This is a genomic window from Agromyces indicus, assembly GCF_031432295.1.
Lineage (GTDB): Bacteria > Actinomycetota > Actinomycetes > Actinomycetales > Microbacteriaceae > Agromyces > Agromyces indicus.
On record NZ_JAVKGS010000003.1, the window covers coordinates 493,751 to 511,662 of the forward strand.

At 72.5% G+C, this 17,912-nt stretch carries 16 protein-coding genes; 9 read left to right on the top strand and 7 right to left on the bottom strand.

All coding sequences use genetic code 11. The features are described from left to right. Positions 1-119: 119 nt before the first annotated feature. A complete protein-coding gene (locus RH861_RS12215) occupies positions 120-1,121 on the bottom strand; it encodes an LLM class F420-dependent oxidoreductase (RefSeq protein ID WP_310521199.1) in 1,002 nt (333 codons plus the stop codon). Positions 1,122-1,236: 115 nt separating this feature from the next. On the opposite strand from RH861_RS12215, the gene RH861_RS12220 reads away from it, so the two are divergent. Continuing rightward, on the top strand, positions 1,237-1,734 hold the full coding sequence (locus RH861_RS12220; RefSeq protein WP_310521200.1) for a hypothetical protein: 498 nt from the start codon (positions 1,237-1,239) through the stop codon (positions 1,732-1,734). A 58-nt stretch (positions 1,735-1,792) separates the two neighbouring features. On the opposite strand, the gene RH861_RS12225 is transcribed toward RH861_RS12220, so the two are convergent. Next, entirely contained in the window at positions 1,793-2,977 is a 1,185-nt protein-coding gene (locus RH861_RS12225; RefSeq protein ID WP_310521201.1) for a baeRF3 domain-containing protein, read from the bottom strand. Positions 2,978-3,118: 141 nt separating this feature from the next. Further along, positions 3,119-4,555: an FAD-binding oxidoreductase gene (locus RH861_RS12230; RefSeq protein WP_310521202.1), complete on the bottom strand. Its 1,437-nt coding sequence runs from the start codon at positions 4,553-4,555 to the stop codon at positions 3,119-3,121. A 225-nt stretch (positions 4,556-4,780) separates the two neighbouring features. Between RH861_RS12230 and RH861_RS12235 the strand changes: the two genes are divergently transcribed. Then, positions 4,781-5,827, top strand: a complete 1,047-nt coding sequence (locus RH861_RS12235; RefSeq protein WP_310521203.1) for an LLM class flavin-dependent oxidoreductase — start codon at positions 4,781-4,783, stop codon at positions 5,825-5,827. A gap of 126 nt (positions 5,828-5,953) precedes the next feature. On the opposite strand, the gene RH861_RS12240 is transcribed toward RH861_RS12235, so the two are convergent. The 3 genes from RH861_RS12240 to RH861_RS12250 all read right to left on the bottom strand — a co-directional run bounded on the left by RH861_RS12240 (position 5,954) and on the right by RH861_RS12250 (position 9,502). Further along, entirely contained in the window at positions 5,954-7,690 is a 1,737-nt protein-coding gene (locus RH861_RS12240) for an alpha-glucosidase (protein ID WP_310521204.1), read from the bottom strand. A gap of 212 nt (positions 7,691-7,902) precedes the next feature. Beyond that, positions 7,903-8,319: a hypothetical protein gene (locus RH861_RS12245; protein ID WP_067948075.1), complete on the bottom strand. Its 417-nt coding sequence runs from the start codon at positions 8,317-8,319 to the stop codon at positions 7,903-7,905. A 217-nt stretch (positions 8,320-8,536) separates the two neighbouring features. Continuing rightward, the gene (locus tag RH861_RS12250; protein ID WP_310521205.1) at positions 8,537-9,502 is read right to left on the bottom strand and encodes an FKBP-type peptidyl-prolyl cis-trans isomerase; all 966 of its coding nucleotides are present in this window, start codon (positions 9,500-9,502) and stop codon (positions 8,537-8,539) included. A 110-nt stretch (positions 9,503-9,612) separates the two neighbouring features. Here RH861_RS12250 and RH861_RS12255 point away from each other — a divergent pair, with 110 nt between their 5' ends. Further along, complete coding sequence (locus tag RH861_RS12255; RefSeq protein WP_310521206.1) at positions 9,613-10,431, top strand: class I SAM-dependent methyltransferase; 819 nt, start codon at positions 9,613-9,615, stop codon at positions 10,429-10,431. A gap of 6 nt (positions 10,432-10,437) precedes the next feature. Here RH861_RS12255 and RH861_RS12260 read toward each other — a convergent pair whose 3' ends face one another. Further along, entirely contained in the window at positions 10,438-11,286 is an 849-nt protein-coding gene (locus RH861_RS12260) for a sulfurtransferase (protein ID WP_310521207.1), read from the bottom strand. Between the two features lie 97 nt (positions 11,287-11,383). Between RH861_RS12260 and RH861_RS12265 the strand changes: the two genes are divergently transcribed. From RH861_RS12265 to mnhG, 6 genes are read left to right on the top strand one after another with little or no spacing between them, the layout of a single operon-like run. Next, positions 11,384-14,404: a Na+/H+ antiporter subunit A gene (locus RH861_RS12265; protein WP_310521208.1), complete on the top strand. Its 3,021-nt coding sequence runs from the start codon at positions 11,384-11,386 to the stop codon at positions 14,402-14,404. After that, positions 14,401-14,853: a sodium:proton antiporter gene (locus RH861_RS12270; protein ID WP_310521209.1), complete on the top strand. Its 453-nt coding sequence runs from the start codon at positions 14,401-14,403 to the stop codon at positions 14,851-14,853. Before RH861_RS12265 ends, RH861_RS12270 begins: the two co-directional genes overlap by 4 nt. Beyond that, entirely contained in the window at positions 14,850-16,463 is a 1,614-nt protein-coding gene (locus RH861_RS12275; RefSeq protein WP_310521210.1) for a Na+/H+ antiporter subunit D, read from the top strand. The genes RH861_RS12270 and RH861_RS12275 overlap by 4 nt, the downstream gene beginning before the upstream one ends. After that, complete coding sequence (locus RH861_RS12280) at positions 16,460-17,215, top strand: Na+/H+ antiporter subunit E (protein WP_310521211.1); 756 nt, start codon at positions 16,460-16,462, stop codon at positions 17,213-17,215. The genes RH861_RS12275 and RH861_RS12280 overlap by 4 nt, the downstream gene beginning before the upstream one ends. After that, complete coding sequence (locus tag RH861_RS12285; RefSeq protein ID WP_067948089.1) at positions 17,212-17,484, top strand: MrpF/PhaF family protein; 273 nt, start codon at positions 17,212-17,214, stop codon at positions 17,482-17,484. The genes RH861_RS12280 and RH861_RS12285 overlap by 4 nt, the downstream gene beginning before the upstream one ends. Continuing rightward, entirely contained in the window at positions 17,481-17,879 is a 399-nt protein-coding gene (mnhG, locus tag RH861_RS12290; RefSeq protein ID WP_067948090.1) for a monovalent cation/H(+) antiporter subunit G, read from the top strand. The genes RH861_RS12285 and mnhG overlap by 4 nt, the downstream gene beginning before the upstream one ends. Positions 17,880-17,912: the final 33 nt, after the last annotated feature.

Consider the following 17,912-nt stretch of genomic DNA (forward strand, 5'->3'; position numbering starts at 1 on the left):
CGCCATCCGCTCGGCCTGCGCTTCTCAGGAGGTCTCGCCGATTCGGCACCGTTCTCAGGACGACACGCCGCTGACCGACACGACCCGCCGGATAACTCCTGAAAACGGCACCCGCTCAGTCAGCGCAGGGCGGGGAGCACCTCGCGCTCGTAGAGCTCGAGCCCGGTGCGGTCGAACGCGAGCTCGGGGAAGTAGTGGATCGCGTAGCCCAGGCCGCGCGCCTTCATGTCGAGGAGCCGCTCGACGACCTGCTCGGGCGTGCCCACGGCGATCGCCGACGGCCCGCGGTAGTCGTTCATGAACCGCTCGGTCACCTCAGGGCCGAGGTACGGGGCGACGCGCGACTCGATCGCCTCGAGGCGCCGCGCGACATCCGCCTCGTCCTCGCCGATGACGGTGTTGAAGTTGGCGCTGCGCACGATCGAGGCGTAGTCGCGGCCGAGCCTGTCGGTGTGCCCGCGGAGCACCTCGCTCTTGTGGCTGAACTCCTCGGGGCTGCCGAAGAAGTTCGTGTACGACGCGTACTTCGCCGCGATCTTCAGCGTCACCTTCTCACCGCCGCCGGCGACCCACATGGGGATGCCGCCGGGCTGCAGCGGCTGCGGCTGCACGATCGCGCCGTCGACCTGGTAGAACTCCCCGTCGAGGCTCGCGCGGCCGGTCGTCCACGCCTGGTGCATGATCTCGACGCCCTCGCGCAGCATCCGGAGTCGCGCGGGAGCGTCGGGGAACCCGTACCCGTACGCGCGCCACTCGTGCTCGTACCACCCGGCGCCGATGCCCATCTCGATGCGCCCGCCGGAGATGAGGTCGGCCGTCGCGGCGACCTTCGCGAGGTACGCGGGGTTGCGGTACGACATGCACGTGCACATCTGGCCGAGCCGCACGCGCGAGGTCGAGGCGGCGAACGCCGACATCAGCGACCACGCCTCGTGCGTCGCCTCGGTGTCGCTCGCGACGGGGACGGTGTGGAAGTGGTCGTAGACCCAGATCGACTCCCACGGCGAGTCCTCGCGGTCGGCGTGCGCGGCGAGGCCGTGCATCGTCGACCAGTGGTCGGCCGGCTCGATGCCGACGAGGTCGTGGCGCCATCCCTGGGGAACGAAGAATCCGAATCGCATCCCGCAAGCCTAGGTCGGCCGGCGAGGGGGTCGCAGGGGTTGCGGAAAACGGATGCCTCGATCTCAGCGTCACCCCTGATGCCGCCGCCGGGCCGCACCCGTAGCGTCTGCGAACATGTCGCACCTCACCGATCACGCGCACGTGCACCCGGACCAGCTCTCCGCTGTGGCGATCACGTCCGGCGGGGTTCGCCTGATCCACGTCGCCGGCGTCGCCGAGTGCCCGAGCGAGCTGTGGCGGGTCGAGTTCGTCCCCGCCGGGTCCGCGGGCGTCGGCACGTCGCCCGAACGGCTCCGGCTCGGCATCCGCTCGACGCCGCCACGCCGCCGCGGACGCGTCCGTCGCGCGCGCGTCGCGTTCGAGGCCATCATCGAGGATCCCCGCACGCGCGAGATCGAGGTTCACCTCGAGTGCCAGCCGGCGGTCGTCGTGCCGGTCCTCGAGGCGGTCCCCGGCTTCGGCGCCGGCGCCCGCGCCTCACGGCCCGACGCGCACCGCCGCCTCGCCCCGATCTCCACGCTCGTCCGGGCGATGGCGGATGCCGCGACCCGCACACTCCAGACCGCCCGGGCCGCCGTCGCCGGCGCCGGCCCGGTGGCCGCCACCGCCTGACGCAGACGGCGGGGCCGCCCCGTTCGGAGCGACCCCGCGGCATGACGCGGACCCCGGCCTACGTCAGGGCGAACCGCAGCTCGGCCACGGCCGGCCCCGTCCATTCGGTGTCCTGGAGGTCGTCGCCGCGGACGGTGACGACCTTGCCGCCCCGCGAGAGCACCATCATCGCCAGCTGCGGCAGGATGTCGCCCGCGCGCGTGCCATCGGCGAGGGCCGGTCCGCCGCCGTTCGAGGTGGCGAACTCGACCGCACCCGATTCGGCGTCGAGGGTGCCGTTGACCGAGGTGGTGAAGTCGAACCAGAGCGTCTCCACGCCGCCTTCGGCGGCCATCCGCCCGATCGCGGCGAGGTCGCGCTCGACGCGCCCGGCGCTGCCGTCGGCGAGGCCCTTGAGGGCCGACTTCGCCTCGTGCACGTTGAGCGACGCCAGCTGGCGGCGGAGCTCCTCGTCGATCTCGGCGGCGTTCAGGCGGTCGGCGCCGCCCGGGACGGCCACGACGCGGCGTCCGTTGTGCGCCCGCTCCATGAACGACGTGAGCAGCGGCTCGGCCGCGAACACGAACAGCGGCACGCGGCCGTCGGGGTCCTCGGCGTGCAGTGCCTGCCAGACGGCATCGGCGACCTGCTTGGCGTAGTTGTCCTGGATCTCGGGCCGGCGGTCCTGCTCGGGCGTGCCGCGGTCGCCGTGGCCGGCCCCCTTCTTGCGGATCGGCTCGCCCAGGTCGCGGTTGACGGCCTCCTCGAGGTTCTTCGGCAGGTTCGGGTCGAGCGGCATCTCCTCGGCGCGCGCAGTGGGCAGCGCGTGCCACAGCGCCCACTCGTTCGACGACAGGGTGACCGCGTAGGCCTCCTGGTCCTGGCTCGGCGCGCGCAGCAGCTGTCCGAGCGTGAAGTGCGATCCGACGTGCACGGCGTCGTCGAGCCGGTTCGGCAGCACGTACACCTCGGTGGCTCCCGGTGCCGCGAACACGGCGAGCGAGCGCGAGAGCGACCCCCACACGGTCTTGTCGGCGAGCACCCGGTCCCGTTCGACCTTGAGCGCGTCGATGGCGGCCGGTTCCTCCCCGTCGGCGCGGAGCCGGTCGAGCGCCTCGTCGAACGCGCTCTTCACCGCCGTCTCGGCGCGTTCCCGTTCGCTGACGATCGGCGCCGTCGAGGCGTAGATCGTGACCGCGGGATGGTGCTCACCGGCGAGCGTCTTGAAGTCGCTCGGGGTGGGCAGTTCGTAGTGGACCGTCATTCGTCCTCCTCCGATTCCGGCGACGACGACCTCGCCGTCGCGTGTCCCCAGCCTAGGAACCTCGGCTCCGATCCGACAGACCCAGCGGGACATGGAAAACGGACCCGGCCGTCCGGCCGGGTCCGTATCCGCGTGGTTCCGTCAGCGGCGCACGGGGTGGTTCGAGCGGATGACGCCCGTGGGGTCGATCGCCGCCTTGAGCGCCCGCAGCCGGGCGAGTCGCCCGTCGTCGCCGAAGAAGCGCTCACCGGCGGCGGGACGCTCGGTGAAGTTGAGGTACTCCTCGGCGGCACGCCACGGCTCGATGCGCGCGAGCAGGCGTCCGAGCGACGCGACGACCGCGTCGATCGTGTCGGGTGCGGCGATGCCGACGCCGAACACGAGGTAGCGCCCCTCGAACCCGGCGATCGCACCGGGGGCGGGCAGGTCCCGCTCGGCGGCGAGCTCGACGGCCGCGGAGGGGTCGAACGCTCCCCCGAGGTGGCGGATCTCGGCCGACAGCAGCGCCGTGTCCGACTCCGGTCCGACCGCGGCAATGAACGCGCGCACGGCTTCGACGGGCAGGTCCTTGAGCATCATGGCGTCGCCGTGGCCGGGGGTCGGTCCGGGCGGGTCCATGTGCAGCTGCAGCAGCTCGCCCGGGGCCTGCGGGTGGATCGTGTCGATCTCGGGCGCGAGCGCGCGCAGGGGCGCGAGCAGGCGGTCGGCGACCTCGGGCGTCTCCTGCACGACGGCTTCGATGAGCGCGAACGAGCGGCCGGAGAGGAACGGCGGCAGTTCGGGCATGATCGGGAAGCGCAGCACCCGCCCGACCGACGTGACGGTGTCGGGCACCGACGCGGTCCACTCGGCCCAGGTCTCGAGGACTTCGCCGGCGCGGTCGATCGGGAAGAACAGCGCCCCGGCGATCACCTGCTCGATCGCGAACAGGCCGAACTCGAGGGCGGTGACGACGCCGAAGTCGCCGCCGCCGCCGCGGACCGCCCAGAACAGCTCGGGCTCGTGCTCGGCGTCGACACGGCGGAACTCGCCGTCGGCGGTGACGAGCTCGACCGCGACGACGTGGTTCGCCGCGAGCCCGTGGGCGCGTCCGAGGAACGAGACACCCCCGCCCAGCGTGTACCCCACGACGCCGACGTCGTGCGACGATCCGGCGAGCGCGGTGAGTCCGTGCGGCGCGGTGGCGGCGACCACGTCGCCCCAGAGCGCGCCGGGCTCGACGCGGGCGATGCGCTGGTTGGGGCGCACCTCCACGCCGCGGAGCTCATGCGTGCGGAGCAGGATCGCGTCGGCGAGCCCGTGGCCGTCGACGAGGGGCGCGGCGTTGTGGCCGGTGGCCTGCGGGGCGACGGCGAGTCCGAGGTCCCGTGCGGCGCGCACGGTGGTGGCGATGTCGGCGACGGATGCCGCGACCACGACGGCCGCGGGCCGCTGGTCGACGGCGAGGTTCCAGGCCGCGCGGACGGCGTCCCAGTCGGCGTCGCCGGGCAGGTGGAGCCGACCGTCGAGCCGCTCGTCGAGCATGGCGAACGCCTCGCGCAGCGAGAGCGCGACGGTGTCGAAGGCAAGGGAGTTCACGGGTGGTTCCTTTCAGGTGCGTGGGTCGCGGGCCGGGCCGAGGTAGGGCGCTTGCTCCGACGGCCGCCCGGGTTGCCGGGGGCGCTCACGACGGGTTCCATCCAATGACGTGCGGGGCGGTCGGGACAGAGGGTCATCCCCCGGATCGGCTCAGGGTTATCCCGTGCTTCCGGTCGCGGTTCGCCGTCCGGAATACCCGCGCGACCGGCCCGGTTGGGGAGAGGGATGCTCACACCCCGTCTCTCAGTGCTCGACCTCGTGCCCGTGCGGAGCGGCCAGTCGTCGGGGGATGCCGTCGCGGCATCCGTCGCACTGGCTCAGGTCGCCGACCGCCTCGGCTTCACCCGCTACTGGTTCGCCGAGCACCACAACATGCCCGCGGTGGCCTCGACGACGCCGCCGGTGCTCATCGCCGCGACGGCCGCGCGCACGGAGCGGATCCGCGTGGGGTCGGGCGGCGTGATGCTGCCGAACCACGCGCCGCTCGTGGTGGCCGAGCAGTTCGCCGCGCTCGAGGCGCTCGCGCCGGAGCGCATCGACCTCGGCATCGGGCGCGCGCCCGGCAGCGACCCGGTGATCACGCAGCTGCTGCGCATCTCGGGGCCGACGGCCGACGTCGACCGCTTCCCCGACCATGTCGCCGACATCCTGAGCCTGCTCTCGCCCGACGGGGCGACGCTGCGGCTGACGAGCGGGCGCGAGTACCCGATCCAGGCCACGCCCGCGGCGACGTCGGTGCCCGAGCTGTGGCTGCTCGGCAGCTCGGACTACTCGGCGCGGCTCGCGGCCGAGCTGGGGTTGCCGTACGTGTTCGCGAACCACTTCTCGGGCGAGGGGCTCGAGCGGGCGCTCGAGCTGTATCGCTCCGAGTACCGGCCGAGCGAGCGGCATCCGACACCGCAGACGATCCTGACGCTGAACGCGGTGGTCTCCGATACCGCCGACGAGGCCGAGCAGCTCGCGCTCCCCCAGTTGCGATCGATGGCGCGGCTGCGCCTCAACCGGCCCATGCGCCCGCTCGAGACCGTCGACGAGGCGCTCGCGGCGCCGCGCGACTCGGACGCCGACGAGGTCATCGCGCGCATGCGACCCCGCTGGGTCATCGCCGACGCGGATGCCGCGGCATCCGCTGTGCGCACCCTCGCCGAACGCCACGGCGTCGACGAGGTCATGATCGCGCCCGTCGCGGGCGCACGGGCCGACGAGCCGGCGGATGCCGCATCCGGCCGCGCCCTCACCCTCGAACTGCTCGCCGCTCGCCTCGCCGCCTAGCCCCGGCGCGCTCCGGCGCTCCGCCACCGCCGATCCACCGGCGCCGGCGCACCGGAACCACCTTCCGCCCTCGGAACCACCTCACGGAGTGGTTCCGCAGCGACAAGCTGGTTCCGGCGCGACGCGTCAGGCGCCGGCGGCGTAAACGCGGGCCTCCCACGGCGCCAGCGGCGCGTCGAACGGGGCCGGCGAGTCCGGGATCGTGTTGGTCAGGATCGGCACGTCGCCCGGCTCCCCCGCGCCCGTCCCCCAGCGCGCCGCGACCTCGTCGGCGAACACGGGGTCGTGCTCGACCGACGTCAGGTTCACGACGACGAGCAGCCGTTCGGCCCCGTGCACGCGCTCGTAGGCGAGGATCGCCGGGTGCCCGGCATCCGCTCGCTCGAACGAGCCGTGGGCGACCACCGCCCGCTCGTGACGCAGGGCGATGAGCTGCCGGTAGTACTCGAACACCGAGCCCGGGTCGCCGAGCTGCACGGCGGCGTTGATGCGGTCGTGGTTGGGGTTGACGGCGAGCCACGGCGTGCCCGACGTGAAGCCCGCGTTGGTCGTCGCATCCCACTGCATGGGTGTTCGGGCGTGGTCGCGGCTCATGAGGCTGAGCCCGTACAGCGCGTCGGCGACGGCCGTGCCGCTCGCCACCTCCTCGGCGTACGCGTTCAGCGACTCGACGTCGCGGTAGTCGTCGATCACCGAGAACGGCGCGTTCGTCATGCCGAGCTCCTGGCCCTGGTAGACGTACGGCGTGCCGCGCATGAGGTGCAGCATCGTCGCGAGCGCGGTCGCCGAGGCGTACCAGTGCTCGTCGGCGTCGCCGAATCGGCTGACCGACCGTGCCTGGTCGTGGTTCTCGAGGTAGAGGCTGTTCCAGCCGACGTCGTGCAGGCCCTCCTGCCACTTGACGAGGGATGCCGCGAGCTCGCCGGGCTCGAGCGGCCGGGGCCGGAACTTGCTGATGCCGTGGTCGAGCCCGACGTGCTCGAACTGGAACACCATGTCGACCTCCCGGCGGGCCGGGTCGGTGAACAGGATCGCCTCATCGAGCGTCACCCCCGGCGTCTCGCCGACCGTGATGAGCCCGTCGCGCCCGTCGAACACCTCGCGGTGCATCTCCTGCAGGAACTCGTGCAGGCGCGGGCCGTTGGTGTACGACGCGCCGCCGTCGCCGTACCGCTTGCCGTCCCGAACGGGCCCGTCGGGCAGTGACGGATGCTTCGAGATGAGGTTGATGACGTCCATCCGGAAGCCGTCGACGCCGCGGTCGAGCCACCAGCGCATCATCTCGTAGACGGCCTCCCGGACCTCCGGGTTCTCCCAGTTCAGGTCGGGCTGCTTCACGTCGAACAGGTGCAGGTAGTACTCGCCGGTCGCCTCGTCCCACTCCCAGGTGGGACCGGAGAAGAACGACTCCCAGTTCGTCGGCTCCGCACCGGGGTCGCCGCCCTGCGTGCCCTCGCGGGGCGGGCGCCACCAGTACCAGTCGCGCTTGGGGTTCTCGCGGCTCGACCGCGACTCGACGAACCACGCGTGCTCGTCGGAGGTGTGGTTGACGACGAGGTCCATGACGAGCTTCATGCCCCGGGCGTGCATCGCCGCGAGGAGCTCGTCGAAGTCGGCGAGGGTGCCGAACGCCGGGTCGATGTCCCGGTAGTCGCTGATGTCGTACCCGTTGTCGGCGTGCGGCGATCGGTAGACGGGCGAGAGCCACACCACGTCGACGCCGAGGCGTTCGAGGTGGTCGAGCCGTTGCATGATGCCGCGGAGGTCGCCGACGCCGTCGCCGTCGGAGTCCTGGAAGCTGCGCGGGTACACCTGGTACACGACGGCCGACTTCCACCAGTCGGGTGCGATCTCGTTCCCCATGCCCCGATCCTTCCAGCCGGGCGCCCCGACGTCACCCCGCAGTGCAGGACGTTCGGCGGAATGCCGGACGCGAACGCCGGATCGCGTCCTGCAGATCGCGGAACGTCCTCCGAAGCACCGCGCGGACATGACGATGCCCCGAGCGCGGGGCCCGGGGCATCGGGTGGGTCGGGGGGCGGCGGTGCGGCGGTGGCGCGCCGCGCCGCGGCGGGTCAGGCCGCGAGGCCGAGCCGGCGCAGGTCGTCGCCCGACGCGCGGTGCTCGCCGCCTTCGGCGACGTGCGCCTCGCGCGGGACCCGCGCACCGTTCTGCACGCGCGCGTTCGCACCGACGGCCGCGTACGGCCCGACGACCGCGAAGCGTCCGACGACGGCGCCGCGTCCGACGTGCGCGTTCACGCCGATGGTCGCCTTCTCGGCGACGATCGCGTCCTGCTCGATCCAGGCGCCGTGCGAGATGACGGCTCCGCGCTGCACCTGCGCGCCCGGATCGACGTAGGCGGTCGGGTCGACGAACGCCGTCGGATCCACCTTCGCGGTCGTGGCGACGAGGCCACGACCGTTGACGTGCTTGCGGTAGCGACGCAGGATGCCGGCTTCGTCCTCGAACTCGACGTAGCTGATGCCCACGTGTCCTCCAATCGCCGGAACCGGGTCAGGTCGGGTCGGTCCCGGATACAGGTACAACATCACCCCTGACCGGGGCATTCCCAGCCTCGTGGCTGCACCTGAATACCCGCGGGGATATCGCTGTGGCGCACCTGCGAGCCGGGTCGCGAACGACGACGCCCGCGGCATCCGCTGCAGTGAACGGATGCCGCGGGCGCGGCGTCGGGGTGGCGTCAGGTCAGTTGTCGCGGACCTCGAGGATGTCGACGACGAACACGAGCGTCTGCCCGCCGAGTCCGTTCGCGGACTCCTCCTCGCCGTAGCCCAGCGCCGGCGGGATGGTGACGATGAGCTTGGTGCCGACCTTCTGGCCGACGAGCGCGCCGCCGAAGCCGGGGATCACGTCGCCCGTGCCGAAGCGCGCCGGATCGGCGTTGCCGAAGCTCTGGTCGAAGATCTCCTTCGTCGCCCAGTTGAGGCCCTGGTAGTGGAGCGAGACGACCTGGCCGGCCTCGACGGTGTCGCCGTCGCCCTCCTCGAGCACCTTGAGCTGGTAGTCGGCCGGCGGCTCGGTGTCGGGGATCGTCACGGTGGGCACGCCGTCGCCGTCGAACTCGACCTCGGGCACGTTCTCGGTCCACTCGCTCGGGGTGGGCAGGTCCTCGGCCTCGACGACGTCCTGCACGTCGGTGACGATGACGAGCGTCTCGCCGGGCTCGACGCCGATCGACTCGTTGCCCTGCTCGCCGTAGACGGATGCCGCGGGCGCGACGGTCACGACGCGGGATCCGATCGGCACGCAGTCGACGCCCGCGAGGAAGCCCTCGTAGAGCGAGCCGTCGCCGATGGTCAGCGACGTGGGCTGCGAGAAGACCTGGTCGCCGGTCGAGCCCTTGAAGGCGGTGACGACGACGGAGACCTCGTCGCCGGGGGCCGTGACGTCGCCGTCGCCCTCGATGTCGAGCGTGCGCTGGAGCTCCTCGGCCTCGAGGGGCGTCTCGAACGAGGCGGTCGCGGTGGCGCCGAACTCGCCCTCGACCTCGACGGCGTCGCTCTGCTCGCCCGCGTCGACCTCGAGGCACGCGGCGGCCTCCTCGGAGGCGGTGGGCTCGGGCTCGGCGGGGTCTCCGGCGCAACCGGCGAGGAGCAGGGCGGTCACGGAGGCCAGCGCGATGGGCGCACCTCGACGCAGGGCACGGTTCATGAGGGGTTCTCGTTTCGATCGGGGAGCGAAGTCGCCCTCCAGTCTGCACGCAATCCGCTTTCCGTTTGCTGAGTCTTCACGGATCGGCCGGTGGGCACCACAATGTGCACATGGGGGATGTCAGGGCCGAGCCCGATTTCATCACGTCGTTCCGGGGCGGATGGGAGGCGTTCGCCGAACTCGACGAGGTGATCTGGAACCCGATCTCGCGCGCGACGGTGCTCCGCTCCCAGCCCCGCTTCGACGAGCGCGTGCTCGACGCGTGCGCCGGCGACGGCGCGTCGGCCGTGCCGACGGCCGAACTCGTGGGGCCGGGCGGGGTGGTCGACGCGGTCGACCTGGCCGAGCCGCTGGTCGAGATCATGCGCGAGCGCGCGGGCGAGCGGATGCCGCAGCTGCGCCCCCAAGTGGGCGACGTCACGACGTGGCCGTACACGGGCTACGACCTCGTGCAGTGCGTGCTCGGCATCCTGTTCTTCGAGGATCCGGCGGCCGGCACGCGGCATCTCGTGGAGTGCGTGCGACCCGGCGGCCGCGCCGTGTTCACGGTGTGGGCGGCCGGCGCGATGGACCGCATCGGCGAACTCCTGGCCGAGGCGCTGCCGACCGACGACGAGCGCGTGCCGAGCTTCGACGACGCGCGCCGCGCCACGATCGTCGGCGCCGACACGGCCGGCAACTTCGCCCACTGGCTCACCGAGCGCGGCCTCGCCGACGTGCGCGCCGAGGTGGTGCCGCGCCACCTCGACCTCGATCCCGAGCTGGCCTGGCGCCTCGTGACCGGCACGGGCTTCCGGGCGTTCATCGGCGGACTCGACGACGAGACGCGCGAGGCGGTCCGCGAGCGCTACGTCGCGGGCCTGTCGCGCGGCTCCGCCACGGTGGACCTGACCACGCTCATCGCCGTCGGCCACCGACCTCCGGAGTGACCGGCCTCAGTCGCCGCCCGGCTCGGATCCGGTCGCGACCGGCCGCTCCGGCACGTTCGACCACTGGCTGAACGACCCCGGGTAGAGGGCGGCGTCGAGTCCCGCGACGGCGAGCGCGGCGACCTGGTGCGCCGCGTTCACCCCCGACCCGCAGTACACGGCGAGCGGATGCCGCCCGTCGGCGCCGAGCGCCGCGAACCGTTCCCGCAGCACCTCGGCGGGCAGGAACCGCCCGTCGGCGCCGAGGTTCCCGGTCGTCGGCGCGGACACCGCGCCGGGGATGTGCCCGGCGCGCGGGTCGATCGGCTCGACCTCGCCGCGGTACCGTTCGGCCGCGCGGGCGTCGAGCAGCACCCCGGCCTCGGCGGACGCGAGCGCGTCGGCCTCGTCGAGGTCGACGACGGGCATCCCGCCGAAGCGGGCGGTCGCGTCGCCCGGCTCCGGCACGACGTCGCCGGTCTCGAGCGGCAGGCCGGCCTCCCGCCACGCGTCGAGGCCGCCGTCGAGCAGGCGGACGTCGCGCCATCCGGCGTACCGCAGCAGCCACCAGGCCCGGGCCGCCGACATGCCGCCCGCATCGTCGACCGCCACGACGAGGTCGCCGTCGCGCAGGCCCCAGCGCCGCATGGCCGCCGTGAACGCGGCTTCGCCGGGCAGCGGATGCCGCCCCTCGCCGGTCGCCGAGTGGTCGGCGAGCTCCGTGTCCAGGTCGACGTAGACGGCACCCGGGATATGCCCCGCGCGGTACGCGTCGCGTCCGTCGGGCTCGGCGAGGGTCCATCGCACGTCGAGCACGACCGTACGGGGGTCGTCGAGCCGGGCGGCGAGTTCGGCGGCGTCGATGAGCACGTGCATGCGGCCATCCTCGCAGTCCGGAGGGCTCCCGGCATCCGTTCACGTGCCCTCGATAGGATGACCGGACTGGAACGGTCGATGCGAAGCTGGAGGGTGGATGATCCTCTCGCTCGTGCTGTTCGGGCTCGTGGCCGTCGTCACCCCGTTCGCAGCGCGGGCGCTGGGTCGCCGCATCTTCCCGGTCATCGCGCTGGTGCCCGCGGGCGTGTTCGCGTGGCTGCTCTGGCACGTGCCCACGACCGCCGAGGGCAGCGTCGTCACCGAGCGCATCCCGTGGATCCCGGCGCTCGACATCTCGCTGTCGTTCCGGCTCGACCCGCTCTCGCTGCTGCTCGCGCTGATCGTCACGGGCGTCGGCGCGCTCGTGCTGCTCTACTGCACCTGGTACTTCCGCGACGACGAGCCGAACCTCGGGCGGTTCGCGGCCCTCCTGCTCGGCTTCGCGGGGGTCATGCTCGGCCTCGTCACGGCCGACGACGTGTACGTGCTCTTCACCTTCTGGGAGTTCACGAGCGTGCTGTCGTACCTGCTCATCGGGCACGACTCCGGCAAGCGCGAGAGCCGCGGCGCCGCGCTGCAGGCCCTCACCGTCACCGTGTTCGGCGGCCTCACGATGTTCGTCGGCCTCGTGGTGCTCACCGTGGCGGGCGGCACGACGTCGCTCGCCGAGCTCATCGCGAACCCGGTCGTCGGGGTCGCCGGCGAGGTCGGCATCGCGCTGGTACTCGTCGGGGCCATCTCCAAGAGCGCGCTCGTCCCCTTCCACTTCTGGCTCCCGGCCGCGATGGCCGCCCCCACGCCCGTGTCCGCCTACCTGCACGCCGCGGCGATGGTGAAGGCGGGCGTGTACCTCGTGATGCGGCTCGCGCCGGGGTACGCGGAGCTCGCCGTGTGGCATCCGCTGCTCATCGGCCTGGGCGCGTTCACCATGCTCGTCGGCGGATGGCGCGCCCTGCGGCAGACCGACCTCAAGCTGCTGCTCGCCTACGGCACGGTGAGCCAGCTCGGCTTCCTCGTGCTCGTCGCGTCGATCGGCACCCGCGACGGGCAGCTCGCCGCCGGCGCCCTGCTGCTCGCGCACGCGCTCTTCAAGGCGGCCCTGTTCCTCACGGTCGGCATCATCGACCACGCGACCGGCACGCGCGACGTGCGCGAGCTGTCGGGCCTCGGCCGCAGCATGCCCTGGATCGCGGCGATCGCCACCGTCGCCGCGGCCTCGATGGCCGGCCTGCCGCCCGTGCTCGGGTTCGTCGCGAAGGAGACGGTGTTCCACGCGCAGCTCGAGTACGGCGCCGAGGGCGGCGCGTGGGCGTGGGTGGGGCTCGTCGCGGCGATCATCGGCTCGGTGCTCACCGTCGCGTACAGCGCGCGGTTCGTGATGGGCGCCTTCGGACGCAAGCCCGGCGTGCCCGAGCCGCCGCTGCACCGCGAGTCGCCGCTCATCGCGGTCGCGCCCGGCGTGCTCGCGGTGACCTCGCTCGCCGCCTCGATCGGCGTCGCCGCCATCGAGCCGCTCATCGCCGCGGCATCCGTCGGCCTGCCCGGCCCGACCGAGTACAAGCTGGCGCTCTGGCACGGGTTCGAGCCGGCGCTGTTCATCTCGCTCGGGGTCTACGCGCTCGGTGCGCTCATGGTGTGGCGCCGCGCCGCGGTCGCCCGCGCACAGGCGGCGCTGCCCGACACGTTCGAGGCCGGTCGCGGCTACCTGCGCATCGTGCGCGGCGTCGACCGGTTCGCCGCCTGGCTCACCACCTTCATCCAGTCCGGCGGCCTGCCCGGCTACCTCGCCGTGACGGTGAGCGTGCTCATCCTCGGCGTCGGCGGCGCGGCGCTGATGAACGACAGCTGGCCCTCCGACGTGCGCTTCGCCGACGAGCCCGCGCAGCCCGTGGTCGGGTTCGTGATCATCGTGGCCGCCCTCGCCGTGGTGGTCCTCCGCCAGCGCCTGGCGGCGGCCCTGCTCGCGGGCGTCACCGGCTTCGGGCTCGTGGTGCTGTTCGGCGTGGGCGGCGCGCCCGACCTCGCGCTCACGCAGGGCCTCGTCGAGGCGATCACGATCGTGGTGTTCGTGCTCGTGCTGCGCCGGCTGCCGCGGAACATCCAGAGCCGGAGATCGACGGTGAGCGCCCCGGTGCGCGCCGTCATCGGCACGCTCGCCGCACTCGTCATGGCCGTAGCGGGACTCGTGGCGCTGGGCGCACGGCAGGAGCCGACGATCTCCGAGGGGTACCCGCCGCTCGCGCTCGAGGCGCACGCCAAGAACATCGTGAACGGACTGCTCGTCGACATCCGCGCGTGGGACACCCTGGGCGAGGTGTCGGTGCTCGTCGCCGTCGCCACCGGCGTCGCGAGCCTCATCTTCGTCTCGGGTCGCACGGGCGGCGCCCCCCGACTCGACCTCGGCGCGCCCCGCGACCGGCTGCGCCCGCTGCCCGAGCCGGCCGACACGATGCGCTCGGCGCGGCGTCGACTCGCCGACGTCGATCACGAGACGGATGCCGCGGCCGAGGCCGCCGCGACCCGCCAGACGTGGCTCCTCGCGGGCCGCACGATCTCTCCGCGCAACCGCTCGATCCTCATCGAGGTGCTCGTGCGGCTGCTGTTCCATCCGGCCATCGTGGTGTCGGTCTACCTGCTCTTCGTCGGACACAACTCCCCCGGCGGCGGGTTCGCGGGCGGGCTCGTGGCCGGCCTCGCCCTCGTCGCGCGCTACCTCGCGGGCGGCCGTTACGAACTCGGCGAGGCGCTGCCCGTCGACGCCGGCCGCGTGCTCGGCGCCGGCCTCCTCCTCGCAGCGGGCACGGCCGCGATGCCGCTGCTGTACGGCGCGACCGTGTTCGAGTCGACGTGGTTCGAGACCGAGGTGCCCGTGCTCGGCGTGCTCTCGATCGGCACCTCGACGCTGTTCGACATCGGCGTCTACCTGATCGTCGTCGGACTCGTGCTCGACATCCTGCGCACCCTCGGCGCGGAGATCGACCGGCAGATCGACGAGGCCGGAGAGGACGCGGTCCCCGCCGACCCCGCCGAGCCGGCCGACCCCACGCGACCGGTCGGCGACCCCGACCTGCCCGCCGACCCCGCGGGCGCGACCGGACCCGGGAGGGCCGAGGCATGACCCCGACCCTGGTGCTCGTGATCGTCGCGGCGGTGCTGTTCGGCGCCGGTGTGGCGGTGATGCTCGAGCGGAGCCTGACCCGCGTGCTCATCGGCTTCCTGCTCGTGGGCAACGGCGTGAACCTGTTCATGTTCTCGATGGCCGGCGCTCCCGGCCTCGCGCCGCTGCTCGTCGACGGCGTCGACGAGGCCGCGCTGTCCGACCCGCTGCCGCAGGCGTTCGTCCTGACGGCCATCGTCATCAACCTCGGGCTCACCGCGTTCATGCTCGCGCTCGTCTACCGCACCTGGTGGCTGGCGCAGCTCGGCGCGCAGGGCGACATCATCGGCGACGAGGAGGACGCCGAGGAAGACGCCGTGGAGACCGCCGGCCTCATCCGCAGCACCGCCGAGGACGACCGTGCCGTGCAGGACGTGCTCGACGCGAGCGACGAGGAGGTGCGCCGATGACCGACGCGCTCGTGCCGCTCATGGTGCTGCTGCCGATGCTCGGCGCGGCGACCGCCCTCATACTCGGCCGGCACCTCCGCGCCCAGATGGCGGTGAGCACCGGTGTCCTCGCCGCCGTCGCGACGATCGCCGTGGTGCTGCTCGCCGAGGTCGACGCGTCCGGTTCGGGCATCGCCGTCGAGGTGGGCGCCTGGCCGGCGCCGTTCGGCATCGTGCTCGTCGTCGACCGGCTGAGCGCGATCATGATCATCATCTCGGCGATCATGCTGCTCGGCGTCCTCGTGTACGCCGTCGGGCAGGGCATCGCCGACCAGCACCGCGAAACGCCGGTGTCGATCTTCCACCCGACCTACCTGATCCTGTCGGCGGGCGTCTTCAACGCGTTCGTCGCCGGCGACCTGTTCAACCTCTACGTCGGGTTCGAGATCCTGCTCTCGGCGAGCTACGTGCTGCTCACCCTGGGCGGCACGGGTGAACGGATCCGCGCGGGCATCACCTACATCATCGTCAGCCTGATGTCGTCGCTGTTCTTCCTCAGCGCGATCGCGCTGATCTACGGCGCCACGGGCACGGCGACGATCGCCCAGCTGTCGGTGCGCATCGCCGAACTCCCCCAGGACGTGCAGCTCATGCTGCACCTGCTGCTGCTCATCGCGTTCGGCATCAAGGCCGCGGTGTTCCCGCTGTCGTTCTGGCTGCCCGACTCGTACCCCACGGCCCCCGCGCCGGTCACGGCGGTGTTCGCGGGCCTGCTCACCAAGGTCGGCGTGTACGCGATCATCCGCGCCGAGACCGTCATCTTCCCCGAGAGCGACCTGACGACGCTGTTCCTCGTGGTGGGCGGCCTCACCATGGCCGTCGGGATCCTCGGCGCGCTCACGCAGGCCGACATCAAGCGACTGCTGTCGTTCACGCTCGTGAGCCACATCGGCTACATGATCTTCGGCATCGGGCTGGCGAGCATCGCGGGGCTCGCGGCCACGATCTACTACGTCGTGCACCACATCACGGTGCAGACGACGCTGTTCCTCACGACGGGCCTCATCGAGCGGTTCGGCGGTGCGACCTCCATCACGCGCCTCGGCGGGCTCCGCAGCGCGTCACCCGTGCTCGCGGTGCTGTTCTTCGTCCCGGCGCTGAACCTCGGCGGCATCCCGCCGTTCTCCGGGTTCCTCGGCAAGGTCGGCCTGTTCGTCGCGGGCGCCGACGCCGCGAACGGCACGGCCGCCTCCGAGACCCTCGGCACCTCGTCGACGGGCCCGGCCTGGCTGATCTGGGTCGTCATCGCCGTGGGCACCGCGACCTCGCTCGTGACGCTGTACGCCCTGGCGCGGTTCTGGAACCTCGCGTTCTGGCGTCCCACCGGCGATGTCGAGGGGTACCGCTCGGCGATGATCGACTCGATGCAGGAGGCACCGGCGGGCGCCACCCTGGTCGCGACGCGCACCACCCCGCGCCTCATGGTCGCGGCCACGACGGCCCTCGTCCTGCTGACGGTCGCGCTGACGGTGTTCGCCGGTCCGCTGTACGACCTCGCCGGGCGCGCGGCCGAGAACCTCCGCGATGCGAGCGTCTACGTCTCACTGGTCTTCCCCGAGGGGGTGCGATGACGACGGATGCCGCCGGCGAGCGCCGGACCCCCGCGCCGGAGGAGTTCTCCCGGTGGGAGGCGGTCTGGCGACAGCTGCCGCTCCTGCTCGGCCTCGTCGCCCTGTGGATCTTCCTGTGGGACCACATCGACGTGCTGACGGTCACCACCGGCATCCTGCTCGCCATCGCCGTGACCCGGCTGCTCTACCTGCCGCCGGTACTGCTCAGCGGCCGCTTCAACGTGTGGCGCGCCCTCCTGCTCGGGCTCCGGATGATGTTCGACGTCGTCGTCGCCTCCATCCAGGTCGCGACGAAGGCCGTGTGGCCGACCTGGCAGCCCATGAACGCGATCATCGACGTCCAGCTCCTCACCCGTTCGGACCTCGTGACGACGCTCACCGCCGAGGCGATCTCGGTCGTCCCCGGCACCGTCGTGGTCGACATCGACCGCGAGCGCGGGCTGCTGTACTGCCACGAACTCGGTGCACGCGACCAGGCCGACATCGACCGGGCGCGCGAGCGGATCCTCCGCACCGAGGAGCGCATCGTGCTCGCCATCGGCACCCGCGCGCAGGCGCGCGCCGTGCACGAGGCGCGTCGACGTCGGCGGGCCGGCGAGACCGGGGCCATGCCCACGGTGCCGACCGGCGACGTCACGCCGTCCCAGACCGCGCCGCGGCATCCGGTCGCCGAGCACGACGCCGCGTCGGAGACCCGCGACGTCGACCGCGACCGCGGCGACGCCGCCGACCGGAACGGAGGCATGCCGTGACCCCGCTCGCCATCATCGGCCTCGCCGCCGCGACCATGTTCGGCGTGGGCGCGATCGCCGCCATCGTCCGCATCATCCGCGGCCCGTCGATCCTCGACCGCGCCCTGGCGACCGACGTGCTGCTCGCGATCGCCATGTGCGGCCTCGCCGCCGAGATGGCGATCAACCGGCACACCGACACGCTCGTGGTGCTCCTCGTGCTGGCCATGTTCGCCATCGTCGGTTCGATCGCGATCGCCCGGTTCGTCGCGAAGCAGGACGCCTCATGACCGCGTTCGAGCTGGGCGTGGGCGGGCTGATCCTGCTCAGCGCGTTCCTGTCGATGGCCGCCGGCATCGGCATCCTGCGCTTCCCCGACGTCCTCACCCGCCTGCACGCCGCCACGAAGCCGCAGGTGCTGGGCCTCGCGGTCGTACTGCTCGCGATCGTGCTGCGCGTGCCGACGTGGGGCGTCGTGTCGACGGCGGTGCTCATCATGACGTTCCAGCTGCTCACGCAGCCCATGACCGCCCACATGCTCGGACGCGCCGCCTACCGCAGCGACCACGTGCGGCGCGACCTGCTCATCGAGGACGACCTCGGTCGCGACATCGACGAGCACGAGCACGAACTCGAGCGCGCGCCCGAGTCGGACGAACTGCGCGAGGACGGCCCCGCACGCTGACGGCGCGATCCGCCGTCACTCGCGACGGCCGCG